Here is a 16,159-nt window from a genome sequence, read left to right on the forward strand (position 1 = left end):
GCCACTACATGGCGTTCACCCGCGCCACCGGGAAGCACCGCCGTCCGAGCCGGACGCACCGCACCACCACCCGGGCGATGGGCGTCGCGGCCCTCGCCACCACCGGCGTCGTCGGCACGCTGGCCGCCCCGGCCCTCGCCGCGGAGTCCTCGGTCGAGCAGACCGCCCTCACCCCGGTCGTCTCCATCGGCGACTCCCTCGCCGAGAAGATCGACGCCCAGGCCGCCGCCCAGCAGCAGGCCGCAGCGGAGAAGAAGGCCGAGGCGGAGGCCCGCGCCCGCGCCGCCGAGCAGGCCAAGGAGGAGCGCGCGGCCAAGGAGCGCGCCGCCCGCGCCGCCGAGCGCAAGCGACTCAACACCTTCGTCACGCCGGTCGCCGGCTCGTACGTCTCCACGGGCTACGAGACCGGCGGTTCCCTGTGGTCCTCCGGCACCCACACCGGCATCGACTTCCACGCCGCGACCGGCACCAGCGTCCGCGCGGTGGGCTACGGCACCGTCGTCGAGGCCGGCTGGGGCGGCGCCTACGGCGACAACGTCGTCATCAGGATGAACGACGGCACCTACACCCAGTACGGCCACCTGTCGTCCATCGGCGTCTCGGTGGGTCAGCGGGTCACCACCGGTCAGCAGATCGGCCTCTCCGGGGCGACCGGCAACGCGACCGGCCCGCACCTCCACTTCGAGGCCCGGACGACCGCCGAGTACGGCTCGGACATCGACCCCGTCGCCTACCTCCGCTCGCACGGCGTCACCGTCTGACCCGCGCCCTTCCCGAAGCCCCGGCCGCTCCGGCCGGGGCTTTCGGCCTTTCCGGAGCCCCGCTGTCCAAAAAATATCCATGGATTCCGGTCCCCCGTCGGAAATTCCGTCCCGCTGCAATAGAGTCACGGAACACACGTCAATCGTCGACGTTTCACGGGGATTAAGACGGAGGTCGGTCATGCGTATTCCGGCGCATTCGGTATGCACCGCGATCCGGGACGACATCGTCGCCGGTGTCTACGAGCGCGGCGGCCGGCTCACCGAGGAACTCCTCGCGCGCCGCTACGGCGTCTCGCGGGTTCCCGTCCGGGAGGCCCTGCGCACGCTGGAGGCCGAGGGCTTCGTGGTGACCCGGCGGCACGCGGGCGCGTGCGTTGCCGAACCGACCGACCAGGAGGCCGCCGACCTGCTGGAGATGCGCATGCTGCTGGAGCCGCTCGGCGCCTCCAGGGCGGCCCAGCGCCGTACCGAGGCCCACCTCAAGGTGTTGCGCGGCCTCGTCAGGCTGGGCCAGGAGCGCGCCAGGAGGGGCAGCAGCGAGGATCTGCGCTCCTTGGGCGGCTGGTTCCACGAGACGCTCGCCCAGGCCTCCGGCAGCCAGTCCCTGACCTCGGTGCTGACGCAGCTGCGGCACAAGATCGCGTGGATGTACGCGGTGGAGGCGCCGGTCAGCCCGGTGGAGTCCTGGGCGGAGCACGGCGCCATCGTGGACGCCGTGGCGCGAGGTGACGCCGAGCGGGCCCGCGCGATCACGGCGCTGCACACCGAGCGCGTGAGCTCCGCGCACCGGCTGCGCTTTCCCGGCGCCGCCGAGCGCGCGGACCGTGTGAGGGCTTCGCAACATGCCGTAAACATGTCCGGCCTCCGGCATTAACACGGGCACCGTATACAAAGAAGAGATAATCGGCGGAGGCGTATTTCCGCTGCCCGTATTACCGTGCGCGGGAATTTCACGCCCGCGTGCGCTCCGCATATTCGTGGCCTTTGTTCCGGGCGGTGTGAAAGGCGACAAAAACGGCTGAGCCGCGCCGCCCGTAAAAGGGCCGCGCGGCTCAGCCGTACGGATGCCGTGGGTGCTCAGACGGTTTCGGGAAGCTCTTCGAGTCCCTCGGCGACCAGCTTCGCCAGCCGGTCGAGAGCGGCGTCCGCGCCCTCCGCCCCGGAGGCGAGCACGATCTCCTCGCCGCCCTGGGCGCCCAGCCCGAGGACCGCGAGCATGGAGGCCGCGTTGACGGGGTTGCCGTCGGCCTTGGCGATCGTCACGGGGACACCTGCGGCCGTGGCGGCCCGGACGAAGATGGAGGCGGGGCGGGCGTGGAGGCCCTCCGCCCAGCCGACGTTGACGCGGCGCTCAGCCATGTGATGCTGCCCTTCAGAGTCTCAGGGTTGTCTAGACCAGTTTCCCACACGTGAAGCGTCCCCGGAGCGGCTCTCCGTCCCCTCCGGAGCGGCCCTCGGACCGCGGCCTCGGTCCGACGTCCGCACCCCAGACTGCCTCGCGCCGTTGTCAGACGCGAGCCGTACGCTGGGGGCCATGCAACCCTCGTCGGACCGGCACGAGTACCCCGCCCACTGGGAAGCCGACGTGGTGCTGCGCGACGGCGGCACCGCGCGCGTACGGCCCATCACCGTCGATGACGCCGAGCGCCTGGTCAGCTTCTACGAGCAGGTCTCCGACGAGTCGAAGTACTACCGCTTCTTCGCCCCGTACCCTCGTCTGTCCGCCAAGGATGTCCACCGCTTCACGCACCACGACTTCGTGGACCGGGTGGGACTCGCGGCCACGGTCGGCGGCGAGTTCATCGCCACCGTACGCTACGACCGCATCAGCGCCGACGGACGTGCGGCCTCCGCCCCCGCCGACGAGGCCGAGGTCGCCTTCCTGGTCCAGGACGCGCACCAGGGCAGGGGAGTCGCCTCCGCCCTCCTGGAACACATCGCGGCCGTCGCCCGGGAGCGCGGTATCCGCCGGTTCGCCGCCGAGGTGCTGCCCGCCAACAACAAGATGATCAAGGTGTTCACGGACGCCGGGTACACCCAGAAGCGCAGCTTCGAGGACGGCGTCGTACGCCTGGAGTTCGATCTCGAACCCACGGACCGGTCCCTCGCCGTGCAGCGCGCGCGGGAGCAGCGGGCCGAGGCGCGGTCCGTGCGGCGACTGCTGGCGCCCGGCTCGGTCGCCGTCGTCGGCACCGGCCGTACGCCCGGCGGTGTGGGCCGGGGCATTCTCAACAACATCCGGGACGCCGGCTTCACCGGCCGCCTCTACGCCGTGAACAAGGCGTTCCCCGAGGAGGAGAAGGAGGTCGACGGGGTGCCCGCGTACCGCTCGGTGCGGGACATCGGGGCACCCGTCGACCTGGCGGTCGTCGCCGTCCCCGTAGGGCAGGTGCCCGAGGTCGTGACCGAGTGCGGCGAACACGGCGTGCAGGGACTCGTCGTCGTCACCGCCGGATACGCCGAGAGCGGCCCCGAGGGACGCGAGCGCCAGCGCGAACTCGTCCGGCACGCACGCACGTACGGCATGCGCATCATCGGACCGAACGCCTTCGGGGTCATCAACACCTCCCCCGACGTACGGCTGAACGCCTCCCTCGCCCCCGAGGCCCCGCGCCCCGGACGCATCGGCCTCTTCGCCCAGTCCGGGGCCATCGGCATCGCCCTGCTGTCCCGCCTGCACCGGCGCGGAGGAGGCGTCACCGGCGTCACGGGCGTCTCCACGTTCGTGTCGTCCGGCAACCGGGCGGACGTCTCCGGAAACGACGTGCTCCAGTACTGGTACGAGGATCCCGACACCGACGTCGTCCTCATGTACCTGGAGTCGATCGGCAACCCGCGCAAGTTCACCCGGCTCGCCCGGCGTACGGCCGCCGCCAAACCGCTCGTCGTGGTGCAGAGCGCGGGATCGGCCCCCCTGGGGCACGCCGTCCAGGCGACCCGGCTGCCGTACGCCACGGTGTCGGCGCTGCTGCGGCAGGCCGGGGTGATCCGGGTGGAGACGATCACCGAACTGGTGGACACGGGGCTGCTGTTGGCCCGGCAGCCGCTGCCTGGCGGAGCCCGGGTGGCGATCGTGGGCAACTCCGAGTCGCTGGGGCTGCTGACCTACGACGCGTGTCTCTCCGAGGGGCTCAGCCCCGCGCCGCCGGTGGACCTGACGACGGCCGCCTCGGCGGCGGACTTCCGGCGGGCGCTGTCGGAGGCGCTCGCCGACGACTCGTGCGACGCGGTCGTCGTGACGGCGATACCCGCGGTGGGGAAGGGGTCGGCGGGGGACGCGGCACTGGCCGAGGCGCTGCGGTCCGCCGCGGCGGAGGTGCCCGGGAAGCCGGTGCTCGTCGTCCACGTCGAACTCGGCGGACTGGCCGAGGCGTTGTCCGCCGCGGCCAGTACGGCACCCCAGGCCGGCTCGCACGCGGCCGGCGCCACGGCCGCCGCCCCGTCACCCGCGCTCCCGGCCCGCACGGACGTCAGCCGCCCCGCGGAGCGACCGCCGGCCCCGGGAACGCGACAGCCGGACGCCGCCCGCCCGGAAGAGGCACCCGGGGACTCCTGCTCCCGGCTCATCCCCGCCTACCCGGCCGCCGAGCGCGCTGCCCGCGCGCTCGCCGAAGCCGTGAAGTACGCGCAGTGGCGGCGCGAGGCCGCCGACCCCGGGCGGGTGCCCGGGTACGAGGACATCGACGAGAAGGGGGCCGCCGAACTGATCGGCGGCCTGCTCGCGCACGGCCAGGCGCTCACCCTCGGCAGCGCCGAGACCTGCCGGCTCCTCGCGACCTACGGCATCGACGCGCACCACGCCCTGCCCGCGCCCACCCCCGACGAGGCCGTCGCCGCCGCCGGCACGCTGGGCTACCCGGTCGCCCTCAAGGCCACCGCCCCGCAGTTGCGCCACCGCGCCGACCTGGGCGGGGTCCGCTTCGACCTGGCGGACGAGGAGCAACTGCGGCGGGCGTACGCCGAGTTGACCGAACTCTTCGGGGGACCCGAGGAGTTGCGGCCGGTCGTGCAGCGGATGGCGCCGCGCGGGGTCGACACCGTCGTACGGGCCGTCATCGACCCGGCGGCCGGGGCCGTGCTGTCGTTCGGGCTGGCCGGGGCCGCCTCCCAGTTGCTCGACGACACCGCGCACCGGCTGGTGCCGGTCACCGACCGGGACGCCACCTCGATGATCCGGTCCATCCGGACGGCACCGCTCCTCTTCGGCTGGCGCGGGTCCACCCCCGTCGACACGCCTGCCCTGGAGGAGCTGATGCTGCGCCTGTCGCGGCTGGTCGACGACCACCCCGAGGTCGTCGCCGTCACCCTGGAGCCGGTCGTCGTCGCCCCGCGCGGCCTCAGCGTCCTCGGCGCCTCCGTCCGGCTCGCCCCGCCGCCCGCCCGGGACGACCTCGGACCCAGGACTCTGCCCGGGTACTGAGATCCCGGTGAGCGGACCGTCCGCGGCGGTGCCCCGCAGTCAGTGCGCCACCGTAGGATGGACGTCATGGCCAAGACCAGTACGACGACCCAGGGGCTGCGTGCGGCGATCGAGCGCAGCGGCTACTACCCGGCCCTCGTGGCCGAGGCGGTGGAGGCCGCCGTGGGCGGCGACGCCATCCGGTCGTTCCTGGTCCACCAGGAGACCACGTTCGACCAGAACGAGGTGCGCCGGCATGTGACCGTGCTGGTCCTCACCGGCACCCGCTTCATCGTCAGCCACACCGACGAGCAGGCCGCCGACGACACCTCCCCGACGCCGTACGCCACCACGTCCACCGAGTCCGTGAAGCTCGGCCGGATCTCGTCGGTCGTGCTCAGCCGGGTGGTCGCCAACCCGGAGTCGTACACGCCGGGCACGCTGCCCCGGGAGGTCGTGCTGACCATCGGGTGGGGCGCCGTCGCCCGTATCGACCTGGAGCCGGCCGCCTGCGGCGACCCCAACTGCGAGGCGGACCACGGCTACACGGGCAGTTCGACCGCGGACGACCTCAGCCTGCGGGTGAGCGAGGCCGGGGACGGCCCGGAGACCGTGCGCCAGACCCTCGTCTTCGCACAGTCGCTCTCCGAGGCGACCGCGGACGTCCCCCGCTGATGTCCCACCTCGCCGACTGGGACCACCCCGAACCCCTCTCCGTCGACTCCGCGCCCGTCCCGCAGTACGGCTCCGGCTCCCTCGCCGACCTGCTGCCCACCCTGGCCGCGGGCATGGGCGTACCCGGCATGACCGCGAGGATCCCGGAACTGCCCGCCGCCGACCGCAACTGCGTCTTCCTGGTCGACGGTCTCGGCTGGGAACAGCTCAGGAACCACCCCGACGAGGCGCCGTACCTGCACGCCCTCCTCGGCAGCTCGCGCGGCGGAACGGGCCGCCCGCTCACCGCCGGCTACCCGGCGACCACCGCCACCTCCCTCGCCTCCTTCGGCACCGGTCTGCCGCCCGGCGCGCACGGACTGCCCGGCTACACCGTGCGCGACCCGGCCACCGGCGCACTGATGAACCAGCTGCGCTGGCAGCCGTGGACCGCGCCGGGGACCTGGCAGCCGTACCCCACCGTCTTCCAGCTCGCCCAGGACGCCGGGGTGCACTCCGCGCAGGTGTCGTCGCCGACCTTCCAGAACACTCCGCTGACCAAGGTCGCGCTCAGTGGCGGAACGTTCCATGGACGGCTGAGCGGCGAGGAGCGCATGGACCTCGCGGCCGAGCAGCTCGCCGCCGGCGACCGCTCCCTGGTCTACACGTACTACGCCGAACTCGACGGCGCCGGCCACCGCTACGGCGTCGCCTCCGACGCCTGGCGCGGCCAGCTCATGCACGTCGACCGCCTCGTCCAGCGCCTCGCCGGTCAACTCCCGCCCCGCAGCGCGCTCTACGTCACCGCCGACCACGGCATGGTCGACGTGCCCTTCGACGAGGAGCACCGCATCGACTTCGACGCGGACTGGGAGCTGCGCGCCGGAGTCGCCCTGCTGGGCGGCGAGGGCCGCGCCCGGCACGTGTACGCGGTGGCCGGCGCGGCGGACGACGTGCTGACCTGCTGGCGCGAGGTGCTCGGCGAGCAGTTCTGGGTGGCGTCGCGGGACGAGGCGATCGCGGCGGGCTGGTTCGGGCCGCGGGTCGACGAGCGGGTGTACGGGCGGATCGGCGACGTGGTCGCGGCCGCGCGTGACGACGTGCTGATCATCGCCTCCGAGCGGGAGCCCAAGGAGTCGGCGATGGTCGGCAATCACGGTTCGATGGTGCCGGCCGAGCAGCTGGTCCCGCTGCTCGAAGTACGCTCCTGACGCCCCACTGATCCCTCCTCGCCGAAAGGTGCGCAACTCCCCATGCCCGAGCTGGTGTTCTTCTCCGGAACGATGGACTGCGGGAAGAGCACCCTGGCGCTGCAGATCGGCCACAACCGGTCGGCCAGAGGGCTCCAGGGTGTGATCTTCACGCGGGACGACCGCGCGGGGGAGGGGAAGCTGTCCTCGCGGCTGGGCTTGGTGACCGACGCGGTGGAGGCGGGCCCGGGCCGGGACCTGTACGGCTATGTGGTGGAGCAGCTGTCGCGGGGCGGCAAGGTCGACTACGTGATCGTGGACGAGGCGCAGTTCCTCGCACCGGAACAGATCGACCAACTCGCCCACATCGTCGACGATCTGGGTCTGGACGTGTTCGCCTTCGGTATCACCACCGACTTCCGTACCCGGCTCTTCCCCGGCTCCCAGCGACTGATCGAGCTGGCCGACCGGCTGGAGACGCTACAGGTCGAGGCGATGTGCTGGTGCGGCGCCCGGGCGACGCACAACGCGCGGACGGTGGGCGGGCAGATGGTGGTCGAGGGCGAGCAGGTCGTGGTCGGGGACGTGGACCGGCAGACGGAGGAGGTGGGGTACGAAGTGCTGTGCCGGCGCCACCACCGCAAGCGGATGACGAGCGCCACGGCGCGGGCGGCGGCGTTGTCCCCCGACGTGCTGCCGGTCGGCTCGGCCTGACGTCGGCTTCGGCGACGGTGCGCGGGTCTCGGCACCCGGTTCGCCGGACTCGCGACCACCGAGCTGGCCCGCCGCGGCTACGAGGACGTAGGTCCCGTCCATGACTTCGCCATGCGGGCCATCGCCGTCGGCGCGGACAACGCCGCGGAACTCGGGCCGCGCCTGTCGGTCTCCAAGCCGGCGGAGGCGAAGACCATCACGGTGCTTCAGGAGCGCGGATACGTGGCACGGGACACAGAGGATCGCGCGGGATCTCGCCGAGCCGGTCTGACCCGCGTCCCGCCCGGGGCGCCGCCTGCCTCGGGCTGTCTGGGCTGTCCGGGCCGCAGGCGCCCGCGCCCTCCGACGGACGGATGCGGTGCGCCGCCGCCCGGCGGAGCGTTACGACGCGTACCAGAAGATCCCGTCGAGGCCCTCCTGGGCGATGGTCCGGGTCATGACGTCTCCGTCGTTCCCGTAGCGCCGGTGGGTGTCGGTGAGGAAGAAGTCGTACACGGCCACGGGTGTCGTGGCGTCGCAGGCCAGGTCCGTGCGGATGCAGAAGCGGGCGACCGGGATGCTCTGGAACGCGGCGGGACCCGGGCCCGTGGAGGTGAAGCCGATGGCGCCCCAGCCCTTCGGGACCTTGGCCCACATGCCGGTGCCGGGCTGCTTGGGGTCGGCGTACAGCTTGCCGTCGACCAGCTCGCGCGGGATGTCGGTGGAACCGTTCGCGATCGTCTCCAGCACCGCGTCGGCGGCCTGAGCGCCCTGGGAGTAGCCGACGATCGTGAGGCGCGCGGCCGGGTGCTCGCGATGGGTCGTCACCACGGCGGCCAGGAGGTTCTGGTAGCCCTGCGCGACGCTGCTGTCGTAACTCGGCGCGGTGAGGTCCGGCTGGTTCTGGCCGTTGAACCAGAGGCCGGCGCTGGCCGGGTAGCAGACGGGGACGGCGAAGGCGCCGTCCTCCAGGTGCTGGTTGGCGTAGTAGTACGTCCCGGTGCAGTCGGGTGCGGGCATCGCGGTGCCGGTGCCGCCGAGCTCGATGTAGTAGTGCTGGGGCGACTCGGCGTGGGCGGTGGCGGGTGCGACGGCGGCGGCGACCGTCATCGTCGCCATGAGGGCGACGGTCCTGGCACGGCGCGTCAGTCGGCTGGTGATCCGCATGGGTGGGTTCCCCCGGAGTCCGTTGGCTTGTGGGCGGTTGGTGGGACGGAGTCGGACGTTAGGGAGAGGCGATGAATTCGGCGTGAAGCCCGGTCCGGCGGAGGCGCCGTCCCTGACGGGCCGTTCGGTCCGGGGTGGAGCGCCGGCCGGTGGGCCTTGGCGAGATGCTGCTGCAGACGGGCGTGGCGGAACTGGTAGACGGCGCCGGCCCGGCGGAGGACACCGCGCCGGTAGGCGTCGTCGAGGAAGGCGACGACGGCCCAGGGCAGCCGTCCGGTCAACGGCAGCCAGACGCGGGAGAGGACGAACCACTGGCCCCAAGCGGTCAGGGTGAGGGCGTAGCCGAGGGCGCCGCCGAGGCCGCTGATGGTGCCGAGCAGGAGGCTGTCCGCGAGGGGCCAGGAGAGGTGTCCCAGGTGCCCCTGGAGGAGGGCGACCACTGCTCTGCCGCCGAAGCCGACCACGGCCCCGAAGGTGGGTGCCCAGACGAGCAGTTGGGTCGCCAGGGTGCGGCGGTCGGTGGTGAGGACGGTGCGTGGGCTGACGGCGGAGACGATGTCCAGCGGGGTGGCGAGGAGCCCGAGGAGGCAGAAGGTGAGCCCGGCGCCGGCGGCGAAGACCAGGCCGTACACGAGCCCGTCGACGAGCCCGCTGTGCAGCGTGGCCGAGGGCCCGACTCCCGCGGCGTACGCGCGCACCAGGCCGACCAGAAAGCCGTAGGCGAAGCCGAAGAGCGCCCCGCCCAGCGTCCCGATCACCAGTCGCGGCCCGGCCGCCCACGTGGTGGATCTCGGCCCGCCGCGGATCCGCAGGCGTACGGCGGACGGTGTGACGTGCTGGCCCGTGACCGTGTACGTGAGCCAGTGCACGAGCCCGAACATGATGCCGGCGAGGAGCCCGACGATCGTCGCGTCCAGCAGGGGGCCCGTGAGGCTGCGGTAGTAGGCGCCGCTGACGGCGCCGTCGACGAGGCCGATGGACAGTCCGGTCACGAGGGTGGTGACGAGCGTCCCGGTGGAGCGGCGCACTCCGCTGCCCAGCCGCCACCAGGCGAGGTCGGGGGTCTTGAGCTGGGTCAGGTGGTGGGCGAGGTAGCCGAGCCATCGGGCGGCGAGGTCGGGGTCGCAGTCGCGGGCACCGTTCTCGTAGCGGTCGCGGTAGACGGTGGGGACGAAGTTGTCGAGAAGGTGGTCCTCCAGCTTCTCCGGGTCGCCGAAATCCTCGGTGTCGAGGAGGTCGGTGGGCTCGTTGCCGGGGGTGTCGCTGTAGATGGTGCGGGCGAGCGCGACCATCAGCGGGGTCGTCAGAACCGTGGCGAGCGGGGACGCGGGCCCGTTCGGTGACTGTCCGCGCAGTTCGGTCACCACGGGGTCCCAGGCGCCCCCGTCGGGGTTGGCGGGGTCGGGCTTGCGGGTGGTGCGGGGCAGGTAGTGGGCCAGGTCGTCGAGGGTGAGGTCGACGAGTTCGATCGCGGCGGCGGACGTCAGGACGTCCGTCTCGCGGACCGCCGCCGTGTATTCGGCGGGGCGGCTGGTCAGCAGGAGGGGGAGAGTGGTGGCGTTGAGGGCTTCGAGCGCGGGGCGGCGCAGGCCGTCCGCGATCTCGTCGAAGCCGTCCAGTACCGGCAGGACGCGGCCGGAGTCGACCAGCGCGGCGGCCAGGCTCTCGCTGCCGGGGGCTCGGGCGGCCGTACCGGGGTGGTCGCGTACCAGCTGTTCGGTCAGCCAGTCGCGCAGGGTGACGGCAGTGGGGTTCCACGCACCGATGCTGAAGACCACCGGCACGGGCTCGGCGGGGGTCCGCGAGAGGAGGTGGTCGAGGACGAAGCGCAGCGTCAGGATCGTCTTCCCGGAACCGGACCTGCCGAGCACCACCAGTCGCCCCGAGGGGATACGGCGGTAGGTCGCCGCGATCCTCTCCAGCCGGTCACTCAGGTCCAGGGGGTCGTTCGGGGCTCCCGGTGGCAGGCGGCGGATGTTGGCCCAGTGGTCGGTGAGCTTCGCGTCGGCCGGCCGCCAGCTCACCGGTAACGGGTAGGGATCCTGGATCTGCCGGTGCTCCTCCTCGCGCCCCAGGCGGGCGGAGACCGCCTTGCCGAGGAGTTCGGCCGCGTCGGCGAGGACGCCGTGCGCTGCCGACGGCGGCTGTTCCCCCGGTGGCCGCTCGGAGCCGTCCCCCTCGGGCCCCGGTTCCCCGGCTGGGTCGTCGCCGTCCCGGTCCGGGTCCCCGGGGACGGCGGCGGCGAGTAACTCCCTGCGGCTCTCGGGCCCCAGTGCCAGTGCGTCGGCCAACTTCTGCACCGTGGTGATGCGCGGATTGTCGCCCTTGCCGGTCTCCAGACGCCGGATGGTGCTCACGCTCACCCCGGAGCGCTCCTCCAGCTCCTGCTGGGTCATCCCCGCCCGGACGCGCTGCCGCCGCAGGACCGTGCCGAACTCACTGGCCACGAGTCACGGCCCTCTCCCCTGAGTTGTCGCCTTCTCGCAGGTGGAGGACTGTAGCGCGAACACCGGTCACATATGACCGGTTCCATGCCCTGTCCACGTTCCCCCACGCCGACCACCTTGGACGACATCGACGTGATCGACCGGGTCGAGGTGATCGACCGGTCCGGAGAACGGGGAACCGCCATGCCTGCGACCACCGCACCCGAGGATTGCCCGAGCCTCGCCGCCCTCACCGCTCAGGAGCGCGAGGTGCTCTACGCGCTCGGCTGCGGCCTGGCGGACGCCGAGATCGCCGACGTGCTCGCGCTGCCCGAGCATGTGGTGGCCGGGCGGCTGGGGCGCGTGCTCGTGACGTTGGGGCTGCCCGACCGGGCCGCCGCCGTCGTGCACGCCTTCGACTGCGGTCTGGTGGTGCCCGGCCAGGGTCCGCGACGGGAGACGGCGGTGGCGGCGATCACCGGCAGCCGACGGACGGGTCCCGCACCCGGTCCGTGGCTTCGCATCTCCGTGCTCGGCCCGTTGCGGGCGCGGCTCGCCGGGCAGCCCGTGGATGTCGGCCCGGTCCGGCAGCAGGCCGTGCTGGCGGCACTGGCGCTGAACCCGAGCCGCTCGGTCAGCCGGCAGCAACTGCTGGACGCCGTATGGGGGTTGGAGTCGCCGGGCGGGAACATCGTCCCGGTCTACGTGTACCGGCTGCGCAAGTGCCTGCGGCTGGGGGAGCGCCCGGACTCGGTGATCCGCCGCGACCGGTACGGGTACGGGCTGGCGCGGGACGTGGCCGAGGTCGACGTGACGCGCATGGAGGAGCTCGCCGCCGCGGCCGGTGAGGCCGAGCGCGCCGGTGACCTGCCCGAAGCCGTACGGCTGAGCGCCCTGGCGCTGGAGCTGTTCCGAGGCGAGCCACTGGCCGGACTGCCCGGACCGCTGGCCGAACTGGAACGGTTACGGCTCGCCGAGCGCCGGGTCGCCCTGGCCCAGCGCCAGGCGGACTGGCTGCTGCGCCTCGGCCGGGTCCCCGAGGCGATCGCCGGACTCTCCGCCCTCGCCCTGGAGGAGCCGCTGAACGAACAGGTCGCCGCGCGCCTGCTGTGCGCGCTGCACCGCGGTGGCCGGCGGGCCGAGGCGCTGGCCGCCTACGACCGCATCGGCCGGCGGCTCGCCGACGACCTGGGGGTGGCGCCGGGCGAGCCGCTGCTGCGGGCGCGCTGGGCCGTCCTGCGCGGGAACCACGCGGGCGCCGGTCCCGGCCGGGCGGGTGCCGCGTGATCGACGACGGGTCGTCCCGCGCCCACGACGCGGAGTTGCTGCTGGCCCGGATCTCCGCGGCCGCCGGCCGGGCGGGCCTCGGCCGACGGCGCGCCACCTACCGGGCGTCGGTCGCCGCGCGCGGATGGCGGGTGACGGACCTCCGGCAGCGCGCGTACGGGTTGCTGCGGGGCGGCGGCACGAAAGGGACGACGGCCGGCGCACGGCTGGACCTCTACGAGCACGGGATGACGGTGGTCCTCGGCGGACGGATCCGTGTCGTCCGCTACGACACGACAGTGGCGCGGCGGCGCGGGGTCCTGTCGTCGGAGGGCGTCGTCCGTGCCTGCGCGCTCGTGGATGTCGAGGGCGAGTGGCTGGTGCTGCGCCGCGGCGGCTTCGACCGGCCGGAGGCGTGGGCGCCCGAGATCCGTCGGGCCGTCACCCACGCCACGGTGGCGCGGGCGCTGGCCGCGCTGGCCCAGGGGGCGCGGCTCACCTTCGGCCCCGTCTGGGTCACAGAGGAAGAGGTCGGCCACGGGAGCACGTCCCTGCGCTGGACGCACGTGCAGCGGAGCGAGCTCCGGAACGGGTCCGTCGCGGTCCGCGTCGCCGGGCGGTGGCAGGTGCTCGGATCCCTGGCGTCCGGGATCCCGGACCCCGTCGTGCTCCACGCCCTCGCCGAGCGTCTCTCCGCCGCCGACCGCGACGACGACTGAGGTACGGCCCCTGTGCGCACGGCGATGTCACCGGCCGCTGCCGGCGTCCGGAGGACGTGACCAGGAGCCGCCCGCACCCATCGAGCAGAACCGCCGGACACGAGGAGTAGGAGACCGACATGACCGACAGTTACCGATACCGGTGCGGCGAGTGCGGGCACCGCACCGCCTGGGGGAGCGAGTCCCACGGTGAGCGGGCGATCGAGGCGCACTACGGCCGCAGCCATCCGCGGGTCGTCCCCGGCGGGATGGCCGAGTTCCGCAAGAAGGACTCCGGCGGCGGTGTCGGCTGCCTGATCGCCCTCGGGATCGTGGTCCTGCTCCTGGTCCTCGCCTCCCGTCACTGACGAGGCGGAGAGACCACGTGCGGTCGTCGCGTTCCAGGCGACATACGTCAAGCAGATTCCTACCGAAGAAAGGTGCGCGATGGAAGCGGAACTGACGGCACTGGCGAAGCTGGCCGCGTCGACGCTGGTCAGCACGATGGCGACCTCCGGCTGGGAGGGAGCGCGGCGGGCGATGGGCGAGTTGTGGCGCCGGGTCCACCCGGAACGGGCGGACACGGTCGTGGCCGAACTGGACGAGGCACACGCCGAGATGGTCGTGGCGCGGCGGAACGGGGACGAGCGAGCCGAGGGGGACCTTGTCGGCGAATGGCAGGCGCGGCTGCGGCGGTTCCTGGTCGCCAACCCGCAGCTGATGCCCGAACTCCAGCGGCTGATCGACGAGTTGCGGCCCACTGTCCGCGGGGAGGAGCCCCATGCCGACACGGTCACGCTGACCGCGAACGCGTCGGGGCGCTCCCGTATCACCATGTCCGGGCGGGACATCAAGATCGTCAAGGGGTGATCGTTTGAGCCGCTCCGGAGGTACGTCGGGCGGGTCCGGCCGTGACGGCGACGGCGGTACCCGCATCGACGTACGAGGGGACGGCCGGTCCCGGATCAGCGTGGCCGGCCGCGACATGAACACCACCTACTTCGTCAGCGCCTCGTCGGCGGCGCTCGCCGCCCTCGTGGGCCTCGTGCTCCTTCTCGGCATGTGGCACCCGTGGCAGGAGACGGCGTCGACCCGCGACCACTCGGGCACCGCCGTCGGTTCGGGTCCCTCCGGCGGCTCCTCGGCGGGGCCCGCGCCGTACCGGGAGTCGCCGCCGGCCGGCGAGGACGACGGGGGGACGAAGGTCGGCGCGACCCCCGCCGCCGATCCCAGCCCCATCCCCAGCCCTATCCCCAGTCTCGGCCCCAGCCCCTCGCCGCGCCCCGACCCGCCGCCGGACCCGGTCGACGTGGCCTTCGCGTCCGTCGGTGTCGGCACCTGCCTCAACGTGTACGACAGCGGCTGGGGCACGCTGAACCACGACCGGCCGTTCGCTGTCGACTGCGGTGCGAGCTTCGCCTACTCGAAGGTGACCCTGGTGACGACGTCCGCCTCGAACTGCCCCCAGGGCGCGGGCCGGCGGGGCTGGGCCCACGTCAACAGCGACGGAACGTCCGTCGCGTTGTGCCTGGACCGCGTGTTCGCCGCGGGGCAGTGCTTCCCCGCGACACTGAGCAGGCAGGCCGACGGTTCCCTCCATGGCGAAGGGCAGCTGTTCAGTGTCTGGGCCTGTGACGGGACGCGGGTTCCGCGCGGCCGGAACGCGATCATGGTGATCACGGCGGTGCTGCGGGGTGGCGGCTGCCCTCAGCGCACCGACCGGCAGACCCTCTCCTGGCCGGTCTTCAACGGCGCGGGAGAGCTCTGCGCCGAGCGGAGGGCGAGCTGAGCCGCTCGACGCGGTCCTCACCCGTGACGACCGCGAGGGCGCGCGCCACTTCTCCTCGCGGCTCGGCCCGCCGCCGGCCGACCGTGGCGACGGCCCGGGCGGCGGCCTCTCCCCGGAGGCGCTGTCGGTCTCCACGGGCCGAGCCGGGCCGCCGCGGTCGGGCCGCCGCCCGCTGGATCAGTGCGGGTGCTGGATCAGGGAGAACTTCGCGCCCTCGGGGTCCGCCGCCATGGCGACCCGGCCGTGCGGGCTGTCGTGGGCCGGCGTCAGGACGTGGCCGCCGAGATCGGTGACCCGGGTGAGGGACTCGTCCGCGTCGGCGACCTCGAAGTACGTGATCCAGTGCGGGCCGCGGTCCCGGGGGAGGGCGTTGCCGACGCCGTGAATGCCGGCGACGGGCCGGCCGTCCAGGTGGAGGGTCACGTAGTCGAGGTCGGCCGAGGCGACCGGTTGCTCCTCGAAGCCGAGGACCGTCTCGTAGAACTTGGCGACGGTGATCGTCTCGAAGGTCAGCAGCTCGTTCCAGGCGGGGGTGCCCGGTACGCCGGTGATCGACGTGCCGAGGTGTTCGGCCACCTGCCAGACGCCGAAGACGGCCCCCGACGGGTCGGAGCCGATCGCCAGCCGGCCGGCCCCGGCCGCGTCCAGCGGGCCCACCCCGATCGTGCCGCCGCACAGCCGTACCGTCTCGGCCGACAGGTCCACGTCGTCGGAGGCGAAATACGGGGTCCAGGCGAGCGGAAGATGCCGGTCCGGCGGCAACTGGCCGATGCCCGCCACCTCCTGGCCGTCCAGCAGGGCCCGTGCGTACGGCCCGAGTTGGTGGGGTCCCGGCTCGAACTCCCAGCCGAACAGCTCCCCGTAGAACTCCTGGGTCGCGGCCATCGCGTGCACCATGAGACTCACCCAGCAGGGTGCGCCCTGCAACCGCCGAGTGGGCGTGTCGCCGTTCAGGTCGGCCGACCCCCGTGTCCCGGTCATCGTCACCTTCTCCTCGGCCCCTCGCGGGGGCCGTTCGCTTCCGCTCCGCGGATCTGCGTGCCGCAGCCGCGCGCACGCCCCGTGCCGATGCTCGCACCCCTCGTGGCGGACCGCGCTCCGGCCGCGCCGCCG

At 73.1% G+C, this 16,159-nt stretch carries 15 protein-coding genes; 11 read left to right on the forward strand and 4 right to left on the reverse strand.

Annotated features, from left to right (window positions below; translation table 11 throughout):
• The first annotated feature begins 8 nt into the window (after nucleotides 1-8).
• Both ABZT12_RS30110 and ABZT12_RS30115 read left to right on the forward strand, forming a co-directional pair.
• Complete coding sequence (locus ABZT12_RS30110; RefSeq protein ID WP_356390335.1) at nucleotides 9-761, forward strand: M23 family metallopeptidase; 753 nt, start codon at nucleotides 9-11, stop codon at nucleotides 759-761.
• 181 nt (nucleotides 762-942) lie between these two features.
• Nucleotides 943-1,638 (forward strand): GntR family transcriptional regulator, encoded by a 696-nt coding sequence (locus ABZT12_RS30115; RefSeq protein WP_356390337.1) that lies wholly within the window; start codon nucleotides 943-945, stop codon nucleotides 1,636-1,638.
• Nucleotides 1,639-1,841: 203 nt separating this feature from the next.
• On the opposite strand, the gene ABZT12_RS30120 is transcribed toward ABZT12_RS30115, so the two are convergent.
• Nucleotides 1,842-2,123 (reverse strand): HPr family phosphocarrier protein, encoded by a 282-nt coding sequence (locus ABZT12_RS30120; protein WP_356390339.1) that lies wholly within the window; start codon nucleotides 2,121-2,123, stop codon nucleotides 1,842-1,844.
• 175 nt (nucleotides 2,124-2,298) lie between these two features.
• Here ABZT12_RS30120 and ABZT12_RS30125 point away from each other — a divergent pair, with 175 nt between their 5' ends.
• From ABZT12_RS30125 to ABZT12_RS30140, 4 genes are all read left to right on the forward strand, one after another.
• Nucleotides 2,299-5,184 carry a GNAT family N-acetyltransferase gene (locus tag ABZT12_RS30125; RefSeq protein WP_356390341.1) on the forward strand — a complete coding sequence of 962 codons (2,886 nt, stop codon included), beginning with the start codon at nucleotides 2,299-2,301 and terminating at the stop codon, nucleotides 5,182-5,184.
• Between the two features lie 66 nt (nucleotides 5,185-5,250).
• On the forward strand, nucleotides 5,251-5,838 hold the full coding sequence (locus ABZT12_RS30130) for a DUF5998 family protein (RefSeq protein ID WP_356390343.1): 588 nt from the start codon (nucleotides 5,251-5,253) through the stop codon (nucleotides 5,836-5,838).
• Entirely contained in the window at nucleotides 5,838-7,028 is a 1,191-nt protein-coding gene (locus tag ABZT12_RS30135) for a nucleotide pyrophosphatase/phosphodiesterase family protein (RefSeq protein WP_356390345.1), read from the forward strand. Before ABZT12_RS30130 ends, ABZT12_RS30135 begins: the two co-directional genes overlap by 1 nt.
• Nucleotides 7,029-7,070: 42 nt before the next feature.
• The gene (locus ABZT12_RS30140) at nucleotides 7,071-7,721 is read left to right on the forward strand and encodes a thymidine kinase (protein ID WP_356390347.1); all 651 of its coding nucleotides are present in this window, start codon (nucleotides 7,071-7,073) and stop codon (nucleotides 7,719-7,721) included.
• 381 nt (nucleotides 7,722-8,102) lie between these two features.
• On the opposite strand, the gene ABZT12_RS30145 is transcribed toward ABZT12_RS30140, so the two are convergent.
• Both ABZT12_RS30145 and ABZT12_RS30150 read right to left on the reverse strand, forming a co-directional pair.
• On the reverse strand, nucleotides 8,103-8,867 hold the full coding sequence (locus ABZT12_RS30145; protein ID WP_356390349.1) for a PE-PPE domain-containing protein: 765 nt from the start codon (nucleotides 8,865-8,867) through the stop codon (nucleotides 8,103-8,105).
• Nucleotides 8,846-11,314 (reverse strand): helix-turn-helix domain-containing protein, encoded by a 2,469-nt coding sequence (locus ABZT12_RS30150; RefSeq protein WP_356390351.1) that lies wholly within the window; start codon nucleotides 11,312-11,314, stop codon nucleotides 8,846-8,848. Before ABZT12_RS30150 ends, ABZT12_RS30145 begins: the two co-directional genes overlap by 22 nt.
• Nucleotides 11,315-11,497: 183 nt before the next feature.
• Between ABZT12_RS30150 and ABZT12_RS30155 the strand changes: the two genes are divergently transcribed.
• The 5 genes from ABZT12_RS30155 to ABZT12_RS30175 all read left to right on the forward strand — a co-directional run bounded on the left by ABZT12_RS30155 (nucleotide 11,498) and on the right by ABZT12_RS30175 (nucleotide 15,046).
• Entirely contained in the window at nucleotides 11,498-12,580 is a 1,083-nt protein-coding gene (locus ABZT12_RS30155) for a BTAD domain-containing putative transcriptional regulator (RefSeq protein WP_356390437.1), read from the forward strand.
• On the forward strand, nucleotides 12,577-13,278 hold the full coding sequence (locus ABZT12_RS30160; protein WP_356390353.1) for a hypothetical protein: 702 nt from the start codon (nucleotides 12,577-12,579) through the stop codon (nucleotides 13,276-13,278). The genes ABZT12_RS30155 and ABZT12_RS30160 overlap by 4 nt, the downstream gene beginning before the upstream one ends.
• 119 nt (nucleotides 13,279-13,397) lie before the next feature.
• Nucleotides 13,398-13,625 (forward strand): hypothetical protein, encoded by a 228-nt coding sequence (locus ABZT12_RS30165; protein WP_356390356.1) that lies wholly within the window; start codon nucleotides 13,398-13,400, stop codon nucleotides 13,623-13,625.
• Between the two features lie 79 nt (nucleotides 13,626-13,704).
• Nucleotides 13,705-14,127, forward strand: coding sequence for a hypothetical protein (locus tag ABZT12_RS30170; RefSeq protein WP_356390358.1), 423 nt, complete (start codon nucleotides 13,705-13,707; stop codon nucleotides 14,125-14,127).
• 4 nt (nucleotides 14,128-14,131) lie between these two features.
• Nucleotides 14,132-15,046: a hypothetical protein gene (locus ABZT12_RS30175; protein WP_356390360.1), complete on the forward strand. Its 915-nt coding sequence runs from the start codon at nucleotides 14,132-14,134 to the stop codon at nucleotides 15,044-15,046.
• A 177-nt stretch (nucleotides 15,047-15,223) separates the two neighbouring features.
• Here the strand turns inward: ABZT12_RS30175 and ABZT12_RS30180 are convergent, their stop codons facing one another.
• Complete coding sequence (locus ABZT12_RS30180) at nucleotides 15,224-16,027, reverse strand: VOC family protein (RefSeq protein ID WP_356390362.1); 804 nt, start codon at nucleotides 16,025-16,027, stop codon at nucleotides 15,224-15,226.
• Between the last annotated feature and the right edge of the window lie 132 nt (nucleotides 16,028-16,159).

Origin of the sequence: Streptomyces sp. NPDC005423, from assembly GCF_040606415.1 — a bacterium.
Classification (GTDB): domain Bacteria; phylum Actinomycetota; class Actinomycetes; order Streptomycetales; family Streptomycetaceae; genus Streptomyces.

Excerpts from the sequence above, each read along its gene's own strand:
- ABZT12_RS30140 (WP_356390347.1), top strand. The coding sequence starts at position 7,071 with ATGCCCGAGCTGGTGTTCTTCTCCGGAACGATGGACTGCGGGAAGAGC.
- ABZT12_RS30155 (WP_356390437.1), top strand. The coding sequence starts at position 11,498 with ATGCCTGCGACCACCGCACCCGAGGATTGCCCGAGCCTCGCCGCCCTC.
- ABZT12_RS30115 (WP_356390337.1), top strand. The coding sequence starts at position 943 with ATGCGTATTCCGGCGCATTCGGTATGCACCGCGATCCGGGACGACATC.
- ABZT12_RS30180 (WP_356390362.1), bottom strand. The coding sequence starts at position 16,027 with ATGACCGGGACACGGGGGTCGGCCGACCTGAACGGCGACACGCCCACT.
- ABZT12_RS30110 (WP_356390335.1), top strand. The coding sequence starts at position 9 with ATGGCGTTCACCCGCGCCACCGGGAAGCACCGCCGTCCGAGCCGGACG.
- ABZT12_RS30135 (WP_356390345.1), top strand. The coding sequence starts at position 5,838 with ATGTCCCACCTCGCCGACTGGGACCACCCCGAACCCCTCTCCGTCGAC.
- ABZT12_RS30125 (WP_356390341.1), top strand. The coding sequence starts at position 2,299 with ATGCAACCCTCGTCGGACCGGCACGAGTACCCCGCCCACTGGGAAGCC.
- ABZT12_RS30120 (WP_356390339.1), bottom strand. The coding sequence starts at position 2,123 with ATGGCTGAGCGCCGCGTCAACGTCGGCTGGGCGGAGGGCCTCCACGCC.
- ABZT12_RS30145 (WP_356390349.1), bottom strand. The coding sequence starts at position 8,867 with ATGCGGATCACCAGCCGACTGACGCGCCGTGCCAGGACCGTCGCCCTC.
- ABZT12_RS30130 (WP_356390343.1), top strand. The coding sequence starts at position 5,251 with ATGGCCAAGACCAGTACGACGACCCAGGGGCTGCGTGCGGCGATCGAG.
- ABZT12_RS30170 (WP_356390358.1), top strand. The coding sequence starts at position 13,705 with ATGGAAGCGGAACTGACGGCACTGGCGAAGCTGGCCGCGTCGACGCTG.
- ABZT12_RS30165 (WP_356390356.1), top strand. The coding sequence starts at position 13,398 with ATGACCGACAGTTACCGATACCGGTGCGGCGAGTGCGGGCACCGCACC.